The organism is Bradyrhizobium sp. STM 3562 (genome assembly GCF_045571435.1).
Classification (GTDB): domain Bacteria; phylum Pseudomonadota; class Alphaproteobacteria; order Rhizobiales; family Xanthobacteraceae; genus Bradyrhizobium.
Genome location: NZ_CP120694.1, coordinates 7,961,158 through 7,981,803, shown reverse-complemented (window position 1 = coordinate 7,981,803; position 20,646 = coordinate 7,961,158). Strand labels below are relative to the sequence as shown.

The 20,646-nt window shown below is 62.6% G+C and carries 19 protein-coding genes; 11 read left to right on the top strand and 8 right to left on the bottom strand.

Annotation, left to right across the window (positions count from 1 at the left end; genetic code table 11):
• Positions 1-279: 279 nt before the first annotated feature.
• A complete protein-coding gene (locus P6U23_RS36920) occupies positions 280-1,452 on the bottom strand; it encodes an acetyl-CoA C-acetyltransferase (protein WP_407177194.1) in 1,173 nt (390 codons plus the stop codon).
• A 159-nt stretch (positions 1,453-1,611) separates the two neighbouring features.
• Between P6U23_RS36920 and P6U23_RS36915 the strand changes: the two genes are divergently transcribed.
• From P6U23_RS36915 to P6U23_RS36890, 6 genes are all read left to right on the top strand, one after another.
• Positions 1,612-2,286, top strand: a complete 675-nt coding sequence (locus P6U23_RS36915) for a TetR family transcriptional regulator (RefSeq protein ID WP_407177193.1) — start codon at positions 1,612-1,614, stop codon at positions 2,284-2,286.
• 105 nt (positions 2,287-2,391) lie between these two features.
• Complete coding sequence (locus P6U23_RS36910) at positions 2,392-3,150, top strand: SDR family NAD(P)-dependent oxidoreductase (RefSeq protein WP_407177192.1); 759 nt, start codon at positions 2,392-2,394, stop codon at positions 3,148-3,150.
• A gap of 128 nt (positions 3,151-3,278) precedes the next feature.
• Positions 3,279-4,406, top strand: a complete 1,128-nt coding sequence (locus tag P6U23_RS36905; protein WP_407177191.1) for an acyl-CoA dehydrogenase family protein — start codon at positions 3,279-3,281, stop codon at positions 4,404-4,406.
• 120 nt (positions 4,407-4,526) lie between these two features.
• Positions 4,527-5,771, top strand: a complete 1,245-nt coding sequence (locus P6U23_RS36900) for an acyl-CoA dehydrogenase (protein ID WP_407177190.1) — start codon at positions 4,527-4,529, stop codon at positions 5,769-5,771.
• A gap of 116 nt (positions 5,772-5,887) precedes the next feature.
• Positions 5,888-7,135, top strand: coding sequence for an acyl-CoA dehydrogenase (locus P6U23_RS36895; protein WP_407177188.1), 1,248 nt, complete (start codon positions 5,888-5,890; stop codon positions 7,133-7,135).
• Between the two features lie 63 nt (positions 7,136-7,198).
• Entirely contained in the window at positions 7,199-7,906 is a 708-nt protein-coding gene (locus P6U23_RS36890) for a nitroreductase (RefSeq protein WP_407177187.1), read from the top strand.
• An 84-nt stretch (positions 7,907-7,990) separates the two neighbouring features.
• Here the strand turns inward: P6U23_RS36890 and P6U23_RS36885 are convergent, their stop codons facing one another.
• The 3 genes from P6U23_RS36885 to P6U23_RS36875 form a co-directional block, all read right to left on the bottom strand.
• The gene (locus P6U23_RS36885; RefSeq protein WP_407177186.1) at positions 7,991-8,290 is read right to left on the bottom strand and encodes a hypothetical protein; all 300 of its coding nucleotides are present in this window, start codon (positions 8,288-8,290) and stop codon (positions 7,991-7,993) included.
• Between the two features lie 434 nt (positions 8,291-8,724).
• Positions 8,725-9,522 (bottom strand): enoyl-CoA hydratase/isomerase family protein, encoded by a 798-nt coding sequence (locus P6U23_RS36880; protein WP_407177185.1) that lies wholly within the window; start codon positions 9,520-9,522, stop codon positions 8,725-8,727.
• Positions 9,519-10,631, bottom strand: a complete 1,113-nt coding sequence (locus P6U23_RS36875; protein WP_407177184.1) for a cyclic nucleotide-gated ion channel — start codon at positions 10,629-10,631, stop codon at positions 9,519-9,521. The genes P6U23_RS36880 and P6U23_RS36875 overlap by 4 nt, the downstream gene beginning before the upstream one ends.
• Before the next feature lie 324 nt (positions 10,632-10,955).
• Between P6U23_RS36875 and P6U23_RS36870 the strand changes: the two genes are divergently transcribed.
• Complete coding sequence (locus P6U23_RS36870) at positions 10,956-11,621, top strand: Crp/Fnr family transcriptional regulator (protein ID WP_407177183.1); 666 nt, start codon at positions 10,956-10,958, stop codon at positions 11,619-11,621.
• Between the two features lie 15 nt (positions 11,622-11,636).
• Positions 11,637-12,506, top strand: a complete 870-nt coding sequence (locus tag P6U23_RS36865; protein WP_407177182.1) for a DUF6537 domain-containing protein — start codon at positions 11,637-11,639, stop codon at positions 12,504-12,506.
• A gap of 1,246 nt (positions 12,507-13,752) precedes the next feature.
• Here P6U23_RS36865 and P6U23_RS36860 read toward each other — a convergent pair.
• Positions 13,753-14,238: a hypothetical protein gene (locus P6U23_RS36860; protein ID WP_407177181.1), complete on the bottom strand. Its 486-nt coding sequence runs from the start codon at positions 14,236-14,238 to the stop codon at positions 13,753-13,755.
• Positions 14,239-14,282: 44 nt separating this feature from the next.
• Positions 14,283-15,362: an IS630 family transposase gene (locus P6U23_RS36855; RefSeq protein ID WP_407174502.1), complete on the bottom strand. Its 1,080-nt coding sequence runs from the start codon at positions 15,360-15,362 to the stop codon at positions 14,283-14,285.
• A gap of 1,594 nt (positions 15,363-16,956) precedes the next feature.
• Here P6U23_RS36855 and P6U23_RS36850 point away from each other — a divergent pair.
• The 3 genes from P6U23_RS36850 to P6U23_RS36840 all read left to right on the top strand — a co-directional run bounded on the left by P6U23_RS36850 (position 16,957) and on the right by P6U23_RS36840 (position 19,314).
• Positions 16,957-17,793, top strand: coding sequence for an SDR family oxidoreductase (locus P6U23_RS36850; protein WP_407177180.1), 837 nt, complete (start codon positions 16,957-16,959; stop codon positions 17,791-17,793).
• A gap of 476 nt (positions 17,794-18,269) precedes the next feature.
• On the top strand, positions 18,270-18,617 hold the full coding sequence (locus P6U23_RS36845; protein ID WP_407181708.1) for a DUF3307 domain-containing protein: 348 nt from the start codon (positions 18,270-18,272) through the stop codon (positions 18,615-18,617).
• A gap of 301 nt (positions 18,618-18,918) precedes the next feature.
• The gene (locus tag P6U23_RS36840; protein ID WP_407177179.1) at positions 18,919-19,314 is read left to right on the top strand and encodes a hypothetical protein; all 396 of its coding nucleotides are present in this window, start codon (positions 18,919-18,921) and stop codon (positions 19,312-19,314) included.
• A gap of 291 nt (positions 19,315-19,605) precedes the next feature.
• Here P6U23_RS36840 and P6U23_RS36835 read toward each other — a convergent pair whose 3' ends face one another.
• Complete coding sequence (locus P6U23_RS36835; RefSeq protein WP_407177178.1) at positions 19,606-19,935, bottom strand: YkgJ family cysteine cluster protein; 330 nt, start codon at positions 19,933-19,935, stop codon at positions 19,606-19,608.
• Positions 19,928-20,626, bottom strand: coding sequence for a helix-turn-helix transcriptional regulator (locus P6U23_RS36830; RefSeq protein WP_407177177.1), 699 nt, complete (start codon positions 20,624-20,626; stop codon positions 19,928-19,930). The genes P6U23_RS36835 and P6U23_RS36830 overlap by 8 nt, the downstream gene beginning before the upstream one ends.
• Positions 20,627-20,646 lie beyond the last annotated feature (20 nt).

The window sequence follows — 20,646 nt, the reverse complement described above, 5'->3', positions numbered from 1 at the left end:
CAATTAGACACTGTCGTCCTGGCGAAAGCCGGACCCATAATCCCCAGCTTGTGTTCGGGCCGCCCTACAGCAACTCGTCATTGCGAGGAGCCAACGGGTCGCGCGAAGGCGCGCCCGATGACAGGCTCCGCGACGAAGCAATCCAGTGCTCAGCGCGAGATTCTGGATGGCTTCGCTCCGCTCGCAATGACGGGACTCCCTGCACGACGCTCCCGAGATCCGCCTGTGGTTATGGGTCCCGGCTCAAGGCCGGGACGACAGCATTTGTGTAGACGTTAGTTACAACCGCTCAACGATGGTCACATTGGCCATGCCGCCGCCTTCGCACATGGTCTGCAGGCCATAGCGCTTGTTGCGTTGCTTCAGCGCATTCACCAGGGTCGTCATCAGCTTGGTGCCGGACGAGCCGAGCGGATGGCCGAGCGCGATCGCGCCGCCGTTGACGTTGAGCCGGTCAGGATCCGCGCCTGTCGTCTTCAGCCAGGCGGTCGGCACGGAGGCGAAGGCTTCGTTGACCTCGAAAAGGTCGATCTCGTCGATCTTCATGCCCGCCTTCTTCAGCGCGCGTTCGGTTGCGTGCAGCGGCGCGTCCAGCATGATCACGGGATCGCCACCCATCATCGTCATGTGATGAATACGCGCGAGCGGCTTGGCGCCAAGCGACTTCAAGCCGCGCTCGTTGACGACCACAACGCCGGAGGCGCCGTCGCAGATCTGGCTGGCGGAAGCCGCGGTCAACTTGCCATTCTCCGCGATCAGCTTGACGCCCTTGATGCCTTCAAGGCTCGCATCGAAGCGGATGCCTTCGTCGATGTGGTGGGTATCGGTCGTGCCGTCGGCGCGCGTGATTTGGACGGGAACGATCTCGTCCTTGAAGCGGCCGGCCTGTGTTGCCGCGATCGCGCGCTGATGGCTCTGATAGGAATATTCGTCGAGTTCGTCCTTCGAAAGTCCGTACTTCTCCGCCATCATCTCCGCGCCGGTGAACTGGCTGAACACGATGTTGGGATAGCGCTCCTCTATATTCGGGCTCTTGTAGTGGCCGAAGCCGTTCTTCGCCGGCAGCGAGGAAGCCAGTCCCATGGGCACCCTCGTCATCGATTCCACGCCCGCGGCGATCACGACGTCCATGGCGCCCGACATCACCGCCTGGGCCGCGAAGTGCAATGCCTGTTGGGATGAGCCGCATTGCCGGTCAATCGAGGTGCCGGGCACGCTTTCCGGCAGTTTGGAGGCCAGGACCGCGTTGCGTGCGACGTTGTTGGACTGCTCGCCGGCTTGCATCACGCAGCCCATGATGACGTCCTCGATCTGCTCGGGAGCGGCACCCGACCGCTCCACCAGCGCATCCAGGACGGTGGCCGCGAGATCGGCCGGGTGCCAGCCCGCGAGACGTCCCCCCTTGCGGCCGCCGACGGTGCGGGCGGCGGCGACGATATAGGCCTCGGCCATCTCTTCATCTCCCTGGATCTTGTTTTTCGCTTGGTCTGGACGACGGCGCGGATTTAAGAGGCGGAAGAGGAGTTAGTCAATCGTTCAATTAACTCTTGAGATGAGTCGCGGCTTCGGCTTATCTGCGGGCCCGGCCCTTTATGAAGGATCCGATCGCCCTTGAGTACCAGCGCCCCCAACAGGCTCCCGAGCGGCAGAAACACCACCGCCGATAAGTTACTCGTGGCGGCGAGCGAGTTGATGATCGAACGCGCCTCGATCGACGTATCCTTGAGCGACATCGCGCAGAAGTCCGGGGTCAATGCTGCGCTCGTGAAATATCATTTCGGCAACAAGGACGGGCTGCTTCTCGCGCTGCTCGCGCGCGATGCCGCGACCGAAATGGATAATCTCGAATATCTGCTGGCCCAGCCGATCACGCCGACAGCGAAGCTTAAGCTGCACATCGCCGGCATCATCCGCGCCTATCACCGCTTCCCCTATATGAACCGGCTGATCCATTACCTGCTGCATGAAAGCAGCGCGGAGTCGGCCGATGCAGTCTCGAAGTTCTTCGTGGCGCCACTATTGGAATTTCATCGCCGCCTGCTCGCAGAAGGCATCGCCGCGGGCGAGTTTCGCGACGTCGATCCGGTGCTGTTCTACACCAGCCTGATCGGCGCCTGCGACCACCTGTTCTTCGGCCGTCACGCGATGTCTCGCGCCGTTGGCGCCGGCCCGGTCACGGACGAGGTTTGCCGCGATTACATCAAGCATATGGAAGCCCTGATCTGCGGCGGCATGCTGAAGCGCAAGGTGACGCGGAGTGAATTGGAAGAAGTGAATAGGGAGTAGCGAATAGCGAAGGGGTGGCTGGGAATGTCGGTGCGCGGCGCCATCCCCATTTGCTACTCGCCATCATCCAAACAAAATCAGGAAACGCCCAAGGAGAAAATCAAAATGCAGTTGAAAGACGTTGCCGTTGTCATCACCGGCGGTGGTTCCGGCCTGGGTGCCGCCACCGCGCGCGCCATGGCCGCCAAAGGCGCGAAGATCGGCGTGCTCGATCAGAGCAAGGAAAACGCGGAAAAGATCGCGGCCGAGGTGAAGGGCGTGGCGTTGCACGCCGACGTCACCGACGAAGAGCAGGTCAAGGCGGCGCTGGCCAAAGCGGAGGCCGCGCACGGTGTGGCGCGCGTGCTGGTCAATTGCGCCGGCATCGGCGGCTCGCAACGTATCGTCGGCAAGGACGGCGTCTATCCGCTCGCGAAGTTCACCCGCGTCATTCACGTCAACCTGATCGGCACCTTTAACTGCCTGCGGCTGTTCGCGGAGCGGCTCGTGCCGGCCGAGCCGGTTGGCGAAGAGCGCGGAGCCATCATCAACACCGCGAGCGTCGCGGCGTTCGAAGGGCAGATCGGCCAGATCGCCTATTCCGCGTCCAAGGGCGGCGTGGTCGGCCTCACGCTCCCTGCTGCGCGCGACCTCGCCCAGCACAAGATCCGCGTCAACACCATCGCGCCCGGTCTGTTCTTCACGCCGCTTCTGATGGGTTTGAGCGAAGAGGCGCGCAAGAGCCTGGGTGCGCAGGTGCCGCATCCGGCGCGGCTGGGGGATGCGTCCGAATATGGCGCGCTCGCCGTGCACATCGTCGAGAATGCGATGCTCAATGGCGAGACCATCCGCCTCGACGGCGCGATCCGCATGGCGCCGCGGTAGTTGTCGTCGTCCCGGCGAACGCCGGGACCATAACCACCGAGCGTCATTATGGTGAAGGTCGAGAGCGGAAGTCGCTTTGCCCTTCCGCGGAGCCAATTTACGCACATCACCGAGGCGAGGAAGATCCCATGAATTTCGACTTCTCCGACGAGCAAAAACAACTCCGCGACGAAGCGCGAAAGTTTCTCGCTGAGAAATGTCCGCCGAAAGCGGTGCGCGCCGTGCTCGATGGCAAGACGCCGTACGATCGCGAACTGTGGCAGGGCCTTGCCGAGATGGGTTTCCTTGGCGTCGCCATTCCCGAAGCTTACGGCGGCGCCGGTGCCGGCCATCTCGAACTCTGCGTGATCGCCGAGGAGATAGGGCGCTCGCTCGCGCCGGTGCCGTTCTCGTCGACCGTCTATCTCGCCGCCGAGGCGCTGCTGCTTGCAGGCAGCGAGGCGCAGAAGCAGCAATGGTTGCCGAAGATCGCTTCAGGTGAAGCGATCGGCACGCTCGCGCTGTTCGAGGGCAAGGGGAATCCGTCACCGCAGGCAATGAGGCTCGCCGCATCGGGTGGTGCGCTGAGCGGCGTGAAAATGCCGGTGCCCGATGGCGCGATCGCCGATTTTGCGATTGTTGCCGCCCGCACGGGGGCGAGCGGACGTGATACCGATATCTCCCTCTTTTTGGCGGAGTTGAAGGGCGAGGGCGTCGAGATCAAGTCGCTCTCCAACATCGATCCCACCCGCGGCCAGGCCGAGATCACCTTTGGGAATTGCAGGGCCGAGCCGCTCGGCCGCGGCGGCGAAGGTTGGAGCATTCTCACGCAATTGCTCGACCGCGCCGCGGTGTTGATGGCCTTCGAACAGGTCGGCGGCGCCGATCGCGCGCTGGAGATGGGCCGCGACTATGCGCTCGACCGCATCGCTTTCGGCCGGCCGATCGGCTCGTTTCAGGCGGTCAAGCACATGCTCGCTGACATGTATGTGTCGGCAACGCTGGCACGCTCCAATTCCTACTACGGCGCCTGGGCACTTTCGACCAATTCGTCGGAGTTGCCGGAAGCCGCCGCCGCGGCGCGCATCAGCGCGACCCAGGCGTTCCAGCACTGCGCCAAGAACAACATCCAGGTCCACGGCGGCATGGGCTTCACCTGGGAATTCGACTGCCACATGTTCTATCGCCGCGCCAACGCGACGGCGCTGGGCCTGGGCAGCCTCTCCTATTGGGAAGACGCGCTGATCGACCGCATGCGCAAGCGGAATGCGGCCTAGATTTTTCACCGTCATTCCGGGGCGCATCGAAGATGCGAAGCCGGAATCTGGAGCTTTTGGATCGAGATTCCGGGTTCGCGCTTTGCGCGCCCCGGAATGACAGGAGGAAAGAGGTTCGCGATGAATTTCGACGACACCCCGCACGAAGCCGCCTTCCGTGCCGAAGCGCGCGCCTGGATCACCGCCAATGCGCCCAAGCAGTATGAAGACGAGCTGCGCAGATCCTCGCTCGGCCGTACCCAGCTCACCGGCGCCAACGTGCTCGAGGTCGCCAAGGCCTGGCAGAGGAAGAAGGCCGAAGCCGGCTGGGCCTGCCTGCATTGGCCCAAGGAATATGGTGGCCGCGGCGCCTCTCCGATCGAGCGGGTGATCTGGCAGCAGGAAGAAGGGCCTTACGGCAAACTCTCCGCGATGTTCATCATCGGGCATGGCATGTGCGGGCCGACCATGATGGCCTTCGCCAGCGAAGAGCAGAAGCGGCGCTATCTGCCGCCGCTGGCCTCGGGCGAGAAGATCTGGTGCCAGTTGTTCTCCGAGCCTTCCGCAGGCTCGGACGTCGCAGGCCTGCGCACCCGTGCGGAGAAGAGCGGTGACGAATGGATCGTCAACGGCCAGAAGATCTGGACCTCCGGCGCTCATTATTCCGACTACGGCATTTTGCTGACACGGACTGACCCTGCCGCGCCCAAGCACAAGGGGCTCACCATGTTCTTCCTGGACATGAAGAGCCCGGGCGTCGAGGTGCGGCCGATCAAGCAGGCGAGCGGACAATCCGATTTCAACGAGGTCTATTTCACCGACGTTCGCATTCCGGATGCTCAGCGTCTTGGCGCTGTCAATGACGGCTGGAATGTCGCGCTGACCACCTTGATGAACGAGCGCATGTCGATCGGCGCCGGCGTTGCCACCGGCTTTCCGGAGCTGTTCGAGTTCTGCAGCAATCTGGTGCTCGAAGGTGGCCTCGCCATTGACGACCGCAATGTGCGCTCGAAACTGGCGAATTGGGCGGTGAAGGCGAGCGGGCTGAAATATACCAGCTTCCGCGCCATCTCCGCGCTCTCCCGCGGCGAGCGGCCGGGGCCGGAAAATTCCATCGGCAAGCTGGTGGCGGGCTCGATGATCCAGGAGGTTGCGATGTTTGCGCTCGATCTGCAGGGCGCGGCGGGTGTGTTGAACGGACCGGAGGCGGAACTCGCCGGCAAGTTTCAAGCGATGCTGCTGCGCGCGCCGGGCACTCGCGTCGAGGGCGGCACGGACGAGATCATGCGCAACATCATCGCCGAGCGCGTGCTGGGCCTGCCCGGCGACATCCGCGTCGACAAGGATGTGCCGTTCAACCAGATACCGACGAAGGGACGGAGCTAGAGATTACGATGTCATTCCGGGGCGCGCAAAGCGCGAACCCGGAATCCGGAAGTTTGGGATCGAGATTCCGGGTTCGCGACTTTGTCGCGCCCCGGAATGACGAGGAGAGAGGCACCATGAACTTCGATGACACCCCGCAGGAAGCCGCTTTTCGTGCTCAAGCGCGCCAATGGATCGACGCCAACGCGCCGAAAGAGCTGGAGGCCGAGCTTTCGCAATCCTCGCTGGGGCGGATCAAGCTCAAGAAGCACGACATCGTCGAGGTGGCAAAGCGCTGGCAGAAGAAGAAGGCGGATGCGGGATGGGCGTGCCTGCAATGGCCTAGGGAATATGGCGGCCGCGGCGCCTCGCCGGTCGAGCGCGTGATCTGGCAGCAGGAGGAGGGCATCTACGGCAAGCTGACCCAGCCCTTCCAGATTGGGGAAGGCATGTGCGGGCCGACCGTGATGGCCTATGGGTCAGAGGCCGACAAGCGGCGCTATTTGCCGAAGATCGCGTCAGGCGAGGAAATCTGGTGCCAGCTCTTCTCCGAGCCCGCCGGCGGCTCCGATGTTGCGGGCTTGCGCACCCGCGCGGAGAAACGCGGCGATGAATGGATCATCAACGGCCAGAAGATCTGGACGTCGGGCGCGCATTATTCCGACTACGGGATCCTGATCACCCGGACCGATCCCACCGTGCCCAAGCACAAGGGGCTCACGATGTTCTGTATCAGCATGAACAGCCCCGGCGTCGAGGTGAAGCCGATCAAGCAGGCCAATGGCCTGCAGGAGTTCAACGAGGTGTTCTTCACCGACCTGCGCGTGCCGGATTCTCAGCGGATTGGCGCGGTCGGCGACGGCTGGAACGTGTCGCTGACGACGCTGATGAACGAGCGCATGTCGATCGGCGCGCGGCTCACCACGGGCTTCTCCGAAATCTTCGCCTTCTGCAGCAACCTGATGACCGATGATGGTCCCGCCATCGATAATCGCGCTACGCGCGAGAGGCTTGCGAATTGGGCGGTGAGGAACAGCGGCCTGAAATACACCAGCTACCGCGCGGTCTCGGCACTGTCGAAGGGCGAGCGTCCGGGACCGGAAAATTCCATCGGCAAGCTGGTGGCGGGCACGATGCTGCAGGACATCGCGGCTTACGCCATGGACCTGCAGGGCGCGGCCGGCGTTCTCAACGATCCTGAGGTGGCGGAGGCCGCCGGCCAGTTCCAGCAGATGCTGTTGTCGTCGCCGTCGATGCGCATCGCCGGGGGCACTGACGAAATCCTCCGCAACATCATCGCCGAGCGGGTGCTCGGATTGCCAGGGGATATTCGCGTCGACAAGGATGTGCCATTCAACAAAATTCCGACCAAGGGACGTAATTGATAGAGGTCATTCCGGGTTCGATGCTTTCGCATCGCCCCGGAATGACCATGGAGAGAGTTGCTCATGACTTCCATCGCAGCCGACAAGGCGCAACAACAGCCGATCGACGTCCTCGATGACCTGCTCGCCGCGCGTTTCTCCTGCCGCGCCTTTCTGTCCAAACCCGTGCCGCGTCCGACCATCGAGCGTATCCTTACTGCGGCGCAACGGACGGCATCCTGGTGCAACAGCCAACCCTGGCGGCTCGAGATCACCTCGGGCGCGGCCACGCAGAAGTTTCGCGAGGTGATGTATGCGGCGGCCTCGAGCGGCAAGCCCAACGCCGGCGACTTTCCGTTTCCGCGCGAATATCGCGGCGTCTATCTGGAGCGCCGGCGCGAGAGTGGCTTCCAGCTCTACAATTCGCTCGGCATCGCGCGCGGCGACAAGGCGGGCTACGCCAGGCAGTCGCTGGAGAATTTCAATTTCTTCGGCGCGCCACACGTCGCCATCGTCCACAGCGACGAGGCGCTCGGCGTCTATGGCGCGATCGACTGCGGCGGCTACGTCACGAGCTTCATGCTGGCGGCGCAGGCGCTCGGGGTCGCCACCATTCCGCAGGCGGCGCTGGCGTTTCATTCCGACGTGGTACGCGCCCATTTCGGCCTTGCGGATGACCGCCGCGTCGTCTGCGGGATTTCGTTCGGCTATCCGGACCTGGCCCACAAGGCCAACAGCTATCGCACCACGCGTGCCACGATCGCCGATACGGTCAGGTTCTTCGACGACTAGGCGCTGCCATTAACTTAGGATACGCGCCATTCATATTGATGAACCGGACCGGCGTTGTGCGCCTTCACGTTGCAGTGGATCGGCCTAGATCGGCCCGTCGTCGCGTCCGTTGGCGGATTTCTCCCGAGTTTCATAGGCTTCCAGCAATGCTATTGACAAAAGCCGTTCCAACATCTTGAGTTGCAAGGCCCTCGCATCCACGATGCACAATTGTAGCTGGGCAATGATCTTGTCGAGTGCAGGTTCGGTCACGGCTATAAACCCGGAATAGCAGCGAGTCGCATGCAGATGCCGCCCAAGCCCGCCGCATTGAAGGCCGATGAAACGACGGCTTTCGGCCTTCGGCTTATGAGGAGCTTTCTTGCGTTGCGCAGCATGCGGCACCGTGAGGAGCTGATTGCGTTTGCCGAGCGGCTACTCGAAGAAGAACGGAAGTCCCCGGTTGAGCCCGCCGACTGAGCTCGGCAATCCTCCGCCAGGGTGATGGTGAGCAGGTCTGTGGCGAACCGCTTGGTCCGATCCGACCGGAAGGCGCTTCCCGGCACTTCTTCGAATTGCAGAATAACGCGCGGGCTTTTTACCAAGCCCGCGATCGCGTCGACAAAGGCCGGAGCGCGCCGCCTCCAGTCCGATTCCCCGTTTTGCACTCAAATGCCTCCCGCCCAACGAGCAGGTTAATATTGAACAACCTTTAGTCAATCGCAAACAGGCAGCTCCGGAACAAAATCGCAGTAGCGTGATCATGAGTCGCCAAGGATTGAGCGGCGTCGTTGATCCAGGTCCAATCGCCCCGCGCAAAACTGCGCGGGATGGCTCCGTCAGAATCGCGGCGGACGCTTTTCGGCGAAGGCCTTGACGCCTTCCTTGATCTCCTCGCCATGCATGCTGTCGCGATGGCGCTTGTCGGCCGCCAGCTCGTCCAGGCCGCCGCGCGCGAACTCGTTGATGGTCCGTTTCATGCCGCGCATGGCGATCGGCGCATTGGCGGCGAGTGCGGCCGCGAGGCGGTCGACCTCCGCATCGAGCGCTTGCGCCGGCGCCATCGCGGTGAGATAGCCGATCCGCAGCATCTCGGCGGCATCGATCTTCTGCGCCGTCAGGAACAGTTTCTTGGCGTTGTCGACGCCGAGCCGCGACACGTAGCGCCTGATGCCGCTCTTGTAGTAGTGCAGCCCAAGCCGGGCCGCCGGCATGAACATCTCGCAGGTGTCGACGCCGATGCGGAAGTCGCAGGCCAGCGCGAGGTCGGTCGCGCCGCCATAGACGCCGCCATTGAGGCGGCAGATGGTCGGCAGGCCCAAATCCTCCAGGCGGTTGACGACGACCTCGAACGCCGATCCCGCCGTCTGCTCTTGCGCGCTCGCCGCGCGTTCGGCGATCGAGCCGAGATCATAGCCGGCGCTGAAGGCACGGCCGGTGCCGGTCAGGACGACGACGCGTATGGCAGGATCCGCCTCGATCGCATCGAACAGCCTCAAGAGCGCATCGAGATCCTCCGGCTGCAGCCGGTTCAGGTGACGGGGGCGGTTGAGGCGGATGGTGGCGCGCGCGCCGTCTCGTTCGAGAAGGGGCGGGCTCGCCGCTTCGCTGTCTGCGGCAGGTTGAAGTCGGGTCATTGGTTCTCCAGCGCGCGCCGCTTGGCCTCGGCATCGATGGTCTGAGCGAGATCGGGATGACGCGCCATTAGCAGGCGGAAATCGACAAGGTCTAGCACCAGGAGCTTTGACAATCGCGTGGTGGTGATATTCGCGGAGCGCAGGTTGTTGCCGAGCAGGGCCATCTCGCCGAAGAAGGCGCCTTCGCCGAGCCGCACCTTCTTGCCGGGCAGGTCGACCTCCACTTCGCCCGAGGCGATGAAATACATGCAATCGCCGCGCTGGTCCTTGCGGATGATCATGACGCGCGGCGGCAGGTCGAGCGTGCGCAGCATATGCGTGACGTCGGCGATGGCGGCGGGGCCGAGATTGGCGAAGAACGGCACCTTGGTCACCGATTCCCACGTCCGCAGGAAATTGTCGCGCCGGGTCTCGGCGGCAAAGCCGGTGGCGAGGATACCGGTCCACAGGCCGAACACGCCAAGCCCGCAGATCATCACCACGCCCGCGACCAGCCGGCCGAGCGGGGTGATCGGCACCGCGTCGCCATAGCCGGTGGTGGTCAGCGTCACCACCGCCCACCACAGCGCCGAGGGCAGATTGCCGAACACCGCCGGCTGCGCCTCGCGCTCGAAGAAGTAGACCGCGGCCGAGCCCAAAAACAGCACCATCAGAAACAGCACCAGCACGCTCAGCAGCGGGCCGGATTCCAGCACCAGCACCCGGCGCAATTGCCGCAAGCCGGGTACGCCGGGAAAAACCTTGACGATCCACAGCACCGCGAACAGCCATGCCGTCCTGTCGTCGGCACCAGACAGCAACGCGATCGGCACGGCGATCGCGCAGGCCGCGTCGACGAGTCCGCGGCCGGACAGCATATAGCTCGAAGCGCGGCCGCTGCTCACGGCCCACTGAATCCGCACCAGCCATTCGAAGGCAAAAAACGCGAGGCACCCCCACAGCACGCCTTCGATCCAGTGCCGCGCCGCGGCGTAGGCCTCGTCGATGGTGAGCAGCACCACCATGAGAATGCCGATCGCGACGGCTGCATAGGCCGCCTTGGTCATGTTCCGGCCGGCGGTGGCGGTCACAAATTCTGCCAGACCCGGAAAAGCCTCTGGCTTGGACATTCGACGGCGTTGCCCGCGATCAGAGAAAAATGCGATCCGGCCGGGGTTTGGCCGGAAATGACAAGGTGCCCGGACGGGCCAGGGCCGTCAACGAGGCTTGCGGCGGCCCAAAATCCGCTCGCCGTCCGCAGCGCGCGCTTCCACCGGGCAAAGCGATGCGGCGAGCACTGGCGGAAAAACCGCGGCTCGCGAAATATTCCCCGAAAACGGCCCAAATAGCGGAGAAAACTTCGCTTTTTGGCCGTATATCAACCGGGGTGATGGACACTATATGGAATTTTGGATCCGCTGAACCCTTCATTTCTTAAAGTCTGGTTGGCTCCGATGGATACCTCACACCTTGCCGAACACGCAGGCGCTGCCGGCAGTTTCTTTGCCTCGATCTTCGTGGTGGCGACGCTCTCGATGCGGACCATGATCCCGCTCCGCGTCTTCGCGATCCTCACCAACATCGTGCTGATCGCCACCGCGATCCCGATCCACAACTACCCGACCCTGGTGCTGCATTCGGTGCTGCTGCCGCTCAACGTCTATCGGCTGCACCAGATGCTGCAGCTCGTGCGCGACGTAAAAAAATCCGTCAGCAGCGATCTCTCCATGGAATGGCTCAAGCCGTTCATGACCGAGCGCAAGTGCAGGGCGGACGAGGTGCTGTTCTACAAGGACGAGAAGGCCGACAGCATGTATTACATCGTCAGCGGCCGCTATCGCCTGGTCGAGTCCGGCATCGAGCTGCCGGTCGGCGCCATCGTCGGCGAGTTCGGCATGCTGTCGCCCTCCAATGTGCGCACCCAGACCCTGGAATGCATCGAGGACGGGCTCGTCCTTTCCGTCAGCTACGACCAGGTGGAGCAGCTCTATGTGCAGAACCCGGCGTTCGGCTTCTATCTGCTCAAGCTCGCCAGCGCGCGCCTGTTCGAGAACATCGGCAAGCTCGAGGAGCGGCTGGCGCAGCAGACGCCGCCGACCATCGCGGCCGAGACCGCTTGAGGCGGGACGCAACAGGTGACCGGCATCCTCTCCTCGCTCCGCTATCTGCTCGCCGACTTCATCGGCGAGGAAGACGGCACGCCGCCCTGCCTGCCGGAGGGCCTGCCGGAGGGGACCGCATGCGTCGTAAGCGAGGGCATCCATCTGTTGACCGAATACCAGAGCGCCGCTTACGCGCAGCTTTACGTCCAGCGCCTGCGCCGCTTCATCGGCCGGCCCGGCGTCGATGCCGCGCTGTTTGGCGAAATCGCGCGACTTATGGCGATGCGCATGAGCTACCAGGATGCGATCCGCATCGCGCAGCTCAAGCTTGGCGAGTTCGAGAACGGCGCGCCGCCGTCCACCGACATCCGCCGGTTTCGTTTCGACGAGCTGATCGGCGCGCTGCCGGAGCTGGCGGCCGATCCGGTCTGGATGGTGCTCGGCGAGCTTGGCTGGCTGCACCGGCGCGTCGCGATCCCGTTTTCGACCAGGGGCCGCTGGGGCATTCGCCGCCTGAAGCTCGAAGCGGGCTTGCGGCGCTGGCGGCTGTTCTCGGCGCGATACGAGCAGGAGCGGGTCTGGGTGGAGCGCTGGCTGCATATGATCAGCCGCGCCTTGGTCAAGCAGCCGGGCGCTGCGTTCGCCATTGTGCAGACCGCGACCATGGTGCAGGGCTTCGGCGACGCCTACCGCCACGGCCTTGCCGATTGGCACGCGATCATCGACGGACTCGTCAAACCGACCTTCGACGGCACCCTGCCGCTGTCCGATCTCGCCGGCGCGATCGCAGAGGCGCGCACTGCTGCGATGCCCGATCCGCGCCAGGCCTCGTTGAAGCGCGCCATCGCCCAGATCCGCGCCCGCGCGCTGGCCGATGCCGCCAAGGCGAATGCGGCGGAGTGAGGGCTCTCCACTCGTCGTGGCCGGGACAAGCCCGGGTCTGACGAACAAGGGGCGAGGAACTTCGCTTCGCCATCCAGATTCATTTTCAGTAGCCGTCCTGTCATTGCGAGCGCAAGCGAAGCAATCCAGAGCCCAGCCCATGATTCTGGATTGCTTCGTCGCGTTGCTCCTCGCAATGACGCAAGGAGAAAGACACGCTTCCGCATTCCCGCGGCACAATCGCGCCCGGGTGATGCGAGAGAAGAAGCGTCCCTCGACAAGATCGAGGGCGCAGGGAAGACCAAGTGCCCGCAGCACACCCACGGCCCCCGCGCAAAGAAGGTTGCGCGAGCGCGCGTTGACCACAGGTGAGCGCGGCAATCACGCCGGCCTTCCCTGCGCGGATGGTTTACGGCTTATAACGCGCTCTCCTCGGTGAACCGGCTTGTTTGCCACCGTCGCCGGCGCGATGCGTAAAGCATCGTCGCCAACTTGGCGCCTTGCATGGGCGCGCCAGGACCACACGACTTCGCCGTCCGCGAGAATGCCGCTCGTCCATCGGCACGCTGCGCGTCCACCGCATTCCACCCCACGTCCGTGACGATCGCGATACGTCCCTCGATAACGAGATGGAACGCACCGACCATACGACTGATTCTGGTTTCGGAAAAACAGAAATATCTTTGCTTGTCTGTATTGACAGGATTTTTAAGCGCGCGCCTGTCGGGCAAATCACTTGGTAAGCCGCGAGAATTGGTAGGGCGGACTAGATGCGCAGCTTAATCTGCCGCCAAGCCGTCAAAATTCTTTGGAGATTATGATTGTCTATCTGTAACTCTCCGAGCGCGCCACACATATCGATCTTGGCCCCAGCTTGCGCATAGCAGTGAAAGCCGTGTTGATAAGGCTGATCAGCTACAGAAATTTTTCGTCATTTGTTTGCGATCTTACAGATGGGCGGATTAGGCTCCGCTAATCCGCTGTACGAGCTCGTCGACGATCCGCCTCGATGGCCTCTAGTTCCTTGCGCGCTATCGTTTTATTCGCCCACTCTCAAGCAATATCCCCTCATAGTTCGCTCGGCTCAACGGGCACTCGATAAGCAGCTTGAATTGCCCATGTGTCAAGCCGACTTGTTGGGCCATCTTCGTCGTAAGGCTGTCGCCAAGCGTCTTGTGGCTGCTCCCGTGCGACGTTTTCGTCCAAATGCTAGTCTTGCTGCCTCCAATTGAATGATAAACGAAAAAGCTATGATCTCCTTCCGACTTCACAAATCCCTTCTTGGTGAGGGATGCTTCCACGTCTCGCCGTTCAAGCGGCATCCATTGCCTCCGCGAAAGTACTCATAAGCTCCTCCCGGAGGAGCCTTGCATCGTCTGTGATCACTGGGAGATGCATTAGCAAATTCGCGCCACAAGAACTGCAGTGCCTCGACTACTGCCCGGTCTAAGTCATCCTTCAACTCAGCCGAAACCATCATGTGGAACGCGCCGGTCGCGAAGTACAAGCCATCTTCAGGGACGAACTCGACTGCAAAGTTCACAGGTTTCGCCGAAGCCAACGACCTTCCATCGACTGAAAAGCCCTCGATGACTACGGGACTGGTGTCCACTTCGATGATTTCGGTGATGTTTGCCAAAGACTTTAGCGTTCCATCTTCTGCCAGAATTGCCTCGCCGCGAACCTGTATCCATTCGCGGGGATTGTCCAACAGCATCGGCTCGAAGTCATCATTATAAGTCCCGCTTAACATGCGGCCATTCGGTAACTGAAGCCGTAATGTTCGCGTCTGAAACTCTAGTGTTGTGACTCTAACGCTTGTTTCGCACGGGCGACTTTTTCGAGGATTTCGCCTGCGGACTTGGTCCAGATGAAGGGCTTTGGATCGGCATTGTGGTTTTCCAGGTATTCCATGATCGCGCTTTTCAGTTCGGCGACATTCTCGAAGGTGCCGCGGCGGATGCGGTTTCGAGTGATCTCGGCAAAGAAGCGCTCCACCATGTTGAGCCAAGAGGCCGAGGTCGGAGTGAAGTGCAAATGGAAGCGTGGATGCGCCTTGAGCCAACGCTTTACGGCCGGCGTTTTGTGGGTCGCATAGTTGTCAACGACCAGATGCAGGTCGAGGCCGGGCGGGGTCTGCTGGTCGATCAGCCTGAGAAAGCGAAGGAACTCACGATGCCGATGGCGTGGCATGCACGTCCCGATCACCTTGCCGTCCAGCATGCTGAGTGCCGCGAACAAGGTCGTAGTGCCGTTGCGCTTGTAGTCGTGGGTCATGGTGCCGGCGCGGCCCTTCTTCATGGGCAGACCGGGCTGGGTACGATCGAGAGCCTGGATTTGGCTCTTTTCATCGACGCAGAGGACCAGCGCCTTGTCCGGCGGATTGAGATAGAGCCCGACCACGTCTTCCACCTTGGCAGCGAAGTTCCTGTCGCGCGAGACTTTGAAGGTGTCGACGAGATGCGGTTTCAGTTCGTGCGCATGCCAGATACGCTGGACGCTGCTGTAGGAGAGGCCCACCGCCTTCGCCATGCTGCGCACGCTCCAATGGGTCGCATTTGGCGGCTTCTCGTGCAGCGTCATGTGCACAACCTGCTTGATCTTTTCGGGCGACAACGGTTTGACGCGCGATGGCCGGGTCGCGTCCTTCAGCAGCCCGTCCACGCCTTTCGCCAAGTAGCGCTGACGCCAGCGGCGCACGGTCAGCAGGCTCTTGCCAACCGCCGCCGCAATCGCCTCCGCCGTCAGTCCATCGCTTGCCAGCAACACGATCCGTGCTCTCCAAACCACCTTCTGCGGCGTGTTCCGGCCCCGGACCAGCCGCTCCAGTCGCTCACGATCGGTCGCGCCGACCGCAATCTGTTCGATCTTCCTCATCGGCGCAGACTTGCAGGTTCGCGCCGATTTGTGAATCGTCTGTCAGTGACGGAACACTAGTGTTGTGACTCTGACAATCCATTCCGTCATTCCGGGCACAGCCCGCAGGGCTGAACCCGGAATCCAGAGGTTGTGGCGCGAGATCCCGGGTTCTCGCTTCGCGAGCCCCGGAGTGACACCGAGTGAATCAGATGTCAGAGACACAACACTAGCGCATCTAAGCGGCCTGTTACTACGCGCGGCTGGAGGACGTGTGGATCACTCTCCGCCAGCAGGGGGGCGATGTGCTCGGCTGCGGTCCGTCCATCAAGGAGCCTTCGCCCGCGGTAGTCTTCGATGCTGACCACCAACCCACTTCGTGGAGGTGGCTGCATACGCTTCAACTCTCTAACGACAGCCCGTCTTATCAGGGCAGAGGGTAAAGCACGCCGTAAAGCGGTGGCGTCACCGGCTTGCACCGCTGCAAGGACAACCCCATACTGGCGAACGACCTTGGCGACATCGTCTTGGTCAAAGAACTTGTTTGCGGGACCGCCAACCCGGTAGGGGAGTGTGTAACCACCGTCTCTTGGAACGCCAAATACAATCGAGTACTTGCGCTCCATCTCTCGGCTCACCCGCAACCGCTGCTTCGGCTCCTCGCCTTCGTAGGCAATGGCGACTAACTGGAGTGTGCGCTGCAACGCCGCCGCCGCTTGGATGAGCGGCAGTGCGGGGACGGCGTGATGAGCGGTCGCAGATCCCTCGAAATGAAGGCGAAACTCTTGCTCGGAACTCTCGGGGGCCATGGCAAGCATCATATCGGACGATTGTTAACGCCCTCGAATGGCAATCGACTCCTCTCTCAATTCGCATACGGCGCATTTTTGCGCAACCGGAGGAACACCTCTCGGAACTGAGATCGCCCCACCGTCCGGGTTGTTTGATCGATGGGCGCGGCGCGGGCTCTCACGCTCCTTAACCCCGAGTCCGCCGCTACAAACGTCGACTCTGTTTTGAACATTCTCGTGGTTTATTAATTACTTAAGGTAGCACAAGGTCGTTTCGCCATCCCAAGCGAGCTATTTTTGCCTCTGACGCGCTCCGCGCTAAGTTGACCCCGCAACGGTCTGATGCGCCGCACCGCCCCCGGCATATCGGATCAAATAATCCGTTCGCCTGGCGATGCGTCGCCGACAAATTCGTAGCCGAGCTTGAATCTATCCAGCCCGGCACCTGCTGATCGTGCGGTCGCGCAGAACGATTACCGCATCGCACTCATCTTCACGCAGCCTAGCGCCCATAACTTCGAGATTCCGGGTTCGCGCTGGCGCGCTCCCCGGAACGACGAGTGCCTGGGGTAGAGAGCCGATGGCCGCGCATGCGATCGGTGCTGCCGTCCGCCGAGGATCAGGATTGCTGCGAGACTTCGGTTGCACATGGAGGCGGGCACCAGCCGCCGATGCGCCCGTAACTGAAGCACGTCTAATCTCAACAGAACCATGCCCAACACGCAGAGCCGCAAGAACTCACCGCAGCTCCCGCAGACCACACGCTTGCACCTTCCTACGGGATCGCCGATGACGCAATTTAGGCTGGCATCCCGGAGCAGCGCATGCAGCAATCCGAACGTTCACCACAATTCTCATCCCGCCTCGTCGGCCAATACGCACTTGTCACCGGCGCCCCGCAAGGCATCGGACGCGCGGTCGCTGTCCGCTTCGCTCAGGAAGGTGCCCACGTCGCCATCAACTTCATCGGTCCTCGCGCCGTGGCCGAGGATGCGCTGGCGCGCGTGGAGGCGGCGTCGCGCGAGCGGGGGCATGGGGAGCGGGATCATTTCCTGGTCGAGGCCGATATCGGCAATGAAGCCGAGATCGCGCGGATGTTTGCTGCCGTGCTGGCGCGCTGGCCGCGGCTCGATTGCCTGGTCAACAATGCCGGCTTCCAGAAGGAGTCGCCGAGCGAGGCGCTCGATGTCGAGACCTATCGGCGCATTCTCGATGTGAACCTGAACGGCGCGGTGCTCTGTGCGCGTCACGCGCTCGCGCACTTCGTCGCGCGTGGTGGCGGCGGCAACATCATCAACTGCTCGAGCGTCCACCAGATCATCCCCAAGCCCGGCTATCTCGCTTATTCGATCAGCAAGGCGGCGATGGCCGGTCTGACGCGCACGCTTGCGCTCGAATTTGCCGGGCGGGGCATTCGCGTCAATGCCGTCGGTCCCGGCGCGATCGACACGCCGATCAATGCGGCGTGGACGGGCGACGCTGCCAAGCGCGCCGTGGTCGAAGGGCACATCCCGCTCGGGCGTGTCGGCAGCGCCGAAGAGATCGCCGGCGTGTTCGCATTCCTCGCCTCCAGTGAGGCGAGCTATATCACCGGTCAGACCATCTACGCCTGCGGCGGCCTCACGCTGTTCAGCGAATTCCGCGAGAATTGGGCAAGCTGATCGACGCGCCGTGAGCAGTCATCCCCGCGCAACCGAGCCGCGAAGGATGTACGGCCCCGCTCGTGCAGCGCTGAGCGCGGCGGCACGGGCAGGCCTATTTCCGGTGGCTGAGCGGCCGCCGGTTATCGCGCTAAAAGCTTAGAGAGGCACGACAATTTAAGATTGGCGGTCCTCATATCGAGATCCGCGACGGTTGCAGAGACCGCCACGAAATTCCCCTTCACTGTCAGCCATCCGTAAGGTCGGCGGTGAGATGGCACCGTTCGGCCACACCTGCCGTTTTTCCGGTTCCCGACAGGTGCAATCTGCCTGCGGAGATGCCATAAAAGGCGAATACAGGCTTATTGGCCGGGTTTGAGAAGAAGTTGCGCTGAACGCCTCCATTTCCCGCGTGCCAAGCTTGCTAGCCAAGGGACGTCAGCTTGTCGCTTCCATCTCTTTCGTCGTCGGTTTCTCTGGGCGCGCTGATCGGCTGGATGCTGCTGCTCACCGTGAAGCACATCATCGCCGATTTCGTGCTGCAGACCGGATGGATGGCCCACGGCAAGGACCAGAAGACCGGCTGGGCGCTGCCGCTTCTGGTCCATTGCCTGGTACATCTTGGGGTTGCACTGGCGTTGATCCTGATCGTGGCGCCGCGCTTCTGGTTCGTGGCTTTCATCGACTTCGCCATCCACATCGTCATCGATCGCATCAAGGGCCTGGTCTCCTCGCGCTTCGGCCTGACGCCGGAGCATCCCTGGTTCTGGACCGTGATCGGCGTCGACCAGGCGCTGCATCATCTCACCGACTTCGCGCTGTCGATCTTCATGGCGGCGAATTGATTTTGATGAAATGAGTCTCCGTGGGTGCGGTTCACCTCTCCCCGGCGGGGAGAGGTCGGATCGCGTGAGCGATCCGGGTGAGGGCGCGCTGCTCTCACGAGAGACTGTAACCCCTCACCCGATTTGCGCCGGCCGATGCTGCGCATCGCCAGACGCAAATCGACCTCTCCTATGGGGGAGGTGAAGGATCGCCCACTCCGATTCGCGGCTCCCGATCAAGGCATCCGTGAAACTACCGGCGCGCCTGGTTAACCTTTCGTTAGCAGATTGCATTGCATCCTCAGCACCAAGAGGATCTGCGATGTTTTCCAGCCGCGACGCCTACGACAATGAGCGCTGCCCGGTGCGGGAAGAACTGCTCGGCGAGATGTACCGCGCCAATGAGCATGGGCTCGCCAGGCTCGTCGAAAGCGTTTCGTCCGATGTGCGGGCGCAACTCGCGCTGTTCTGCTACCGCAGGAGCCATTTGCATTCGCTGGCGCTCGCCATTGCCGCAAGCTGCAGCGAGCGCGAACTGGCCCAGCTCGGGGGCCGTGTCGGCTCAGTCCTCTATGCCCAATCCCGCGCATCCGCCGGCCGCGCCAAATCATCCGCAAGTGGCCGCAAGCCGATCACGCTCTCGACCAAACCGCTCGCCACCTTCTCGCCGCTCCGGGACGAGGAGGATGATGACGTCGGTGAGGCGGTGACGGCCTGATCTCACGCTGCTCGCCCTGGCGAAAGCCAGCGCCCATAATCACAGGCAGTTGTTGTGAACGGGAAATCGCTAACCCTCGGCGTCATGGCCGGGCTTGTCCCGGCCATCCACGTTTCTGCCGCCCGCAACGAGGAAGCACGTGGATGCCCGGGCCTTCGCCTCGCCGAAGGGGCTCCGGCCCCGCAGGCGGCACAAGCCCGGGCATGACGGAGAAGAGTGATTGGCCAAACAACGGTCCTGGTTTTCGCCAGGACGACACAATGGAGCTCGTTGCGGTCTGCGCCAGCGCCATCACAGCGCCGGCAATCCGAACTTCCGTCGCGCCATGGTGCATTCGGCATCGCCCGGCATGCAGGTGCGGCACACGTCGGGGCGGATTGCGTAGATCGCGCAGGAGGTGGCGACGCCGATGCGGCCCGTGAGCGCCGCGCAGCGGTCGTTCTCGCAGGCCATGCCGGATCCGCGCGCATTCACCAATTGCTTGGGAATGAGCTCGAGCGCCGCGTCATCCTCGGTCGAGAAGCGCGGCCAGTTTTCCGAATAGGCGCAGCAGGCGCCGCAGGTGACGCACGGGTTGTCCGTCGCGGCGGACGCGCAGTGAAAACCATTCGCCTCAGACATCCTTCGGATGCTCCCACACCAGGCTGCGCCGCCATTTGGCGCGCAGCGCGTCGCGCCTTTCAGGGTATTTCTCGTCGAGATATTGCGCATCGATCACGCGGTCGGTGCGGAAGCTGCGGAAATCACGCCTGAGCTCGCACCAGGCCGCGAGGATGCGCACCGCCTCGTGATAGCCGATCGCGATCGGCCAAATCGTGCGCTCGCTGTCGCGGCCCTGCTCGTCGCGATAGTGCAGCGCGATCTTCTTGCCTTCGTGAATCTGGCTGCGCGTCCGCGCCATGTCGATGCGGTCGGGCTCCTTGCGCCAGTTGGCGCGGGCGCGGCTCGCGGGCTCGAGCACGAAGGGACGCAGGCGTTCCGGCACTGTGTCGGCGATCTTGGCCATCAGATCCTCGGCCGCGCGCGCCAGCACGGCATCGGCATTGCTGGCCACCCATTGCGCGCCCAATACCGCCGCCTCGATCTCGTCCGGCGTCAGCATCAGGGGCGGCAGGTCGAAGCCCTTTTCCAGGATGTAGCCCATGCCGGCCTCGCCGCGGATCGGCACGCGCTGGCCGATCAGGGTCGCGATGTCGCGATAGATCGTGCGCTTGGAGGTCTCGAGTTCCACCGCGATCGCATCCGCCGTCAAGGGATTCCGCGATCGTCGCAAGACCTGAATGATCTGAAACAGCCGGTCGGCGCGTCTCATGGAATTTCTCGTTTGAAAAC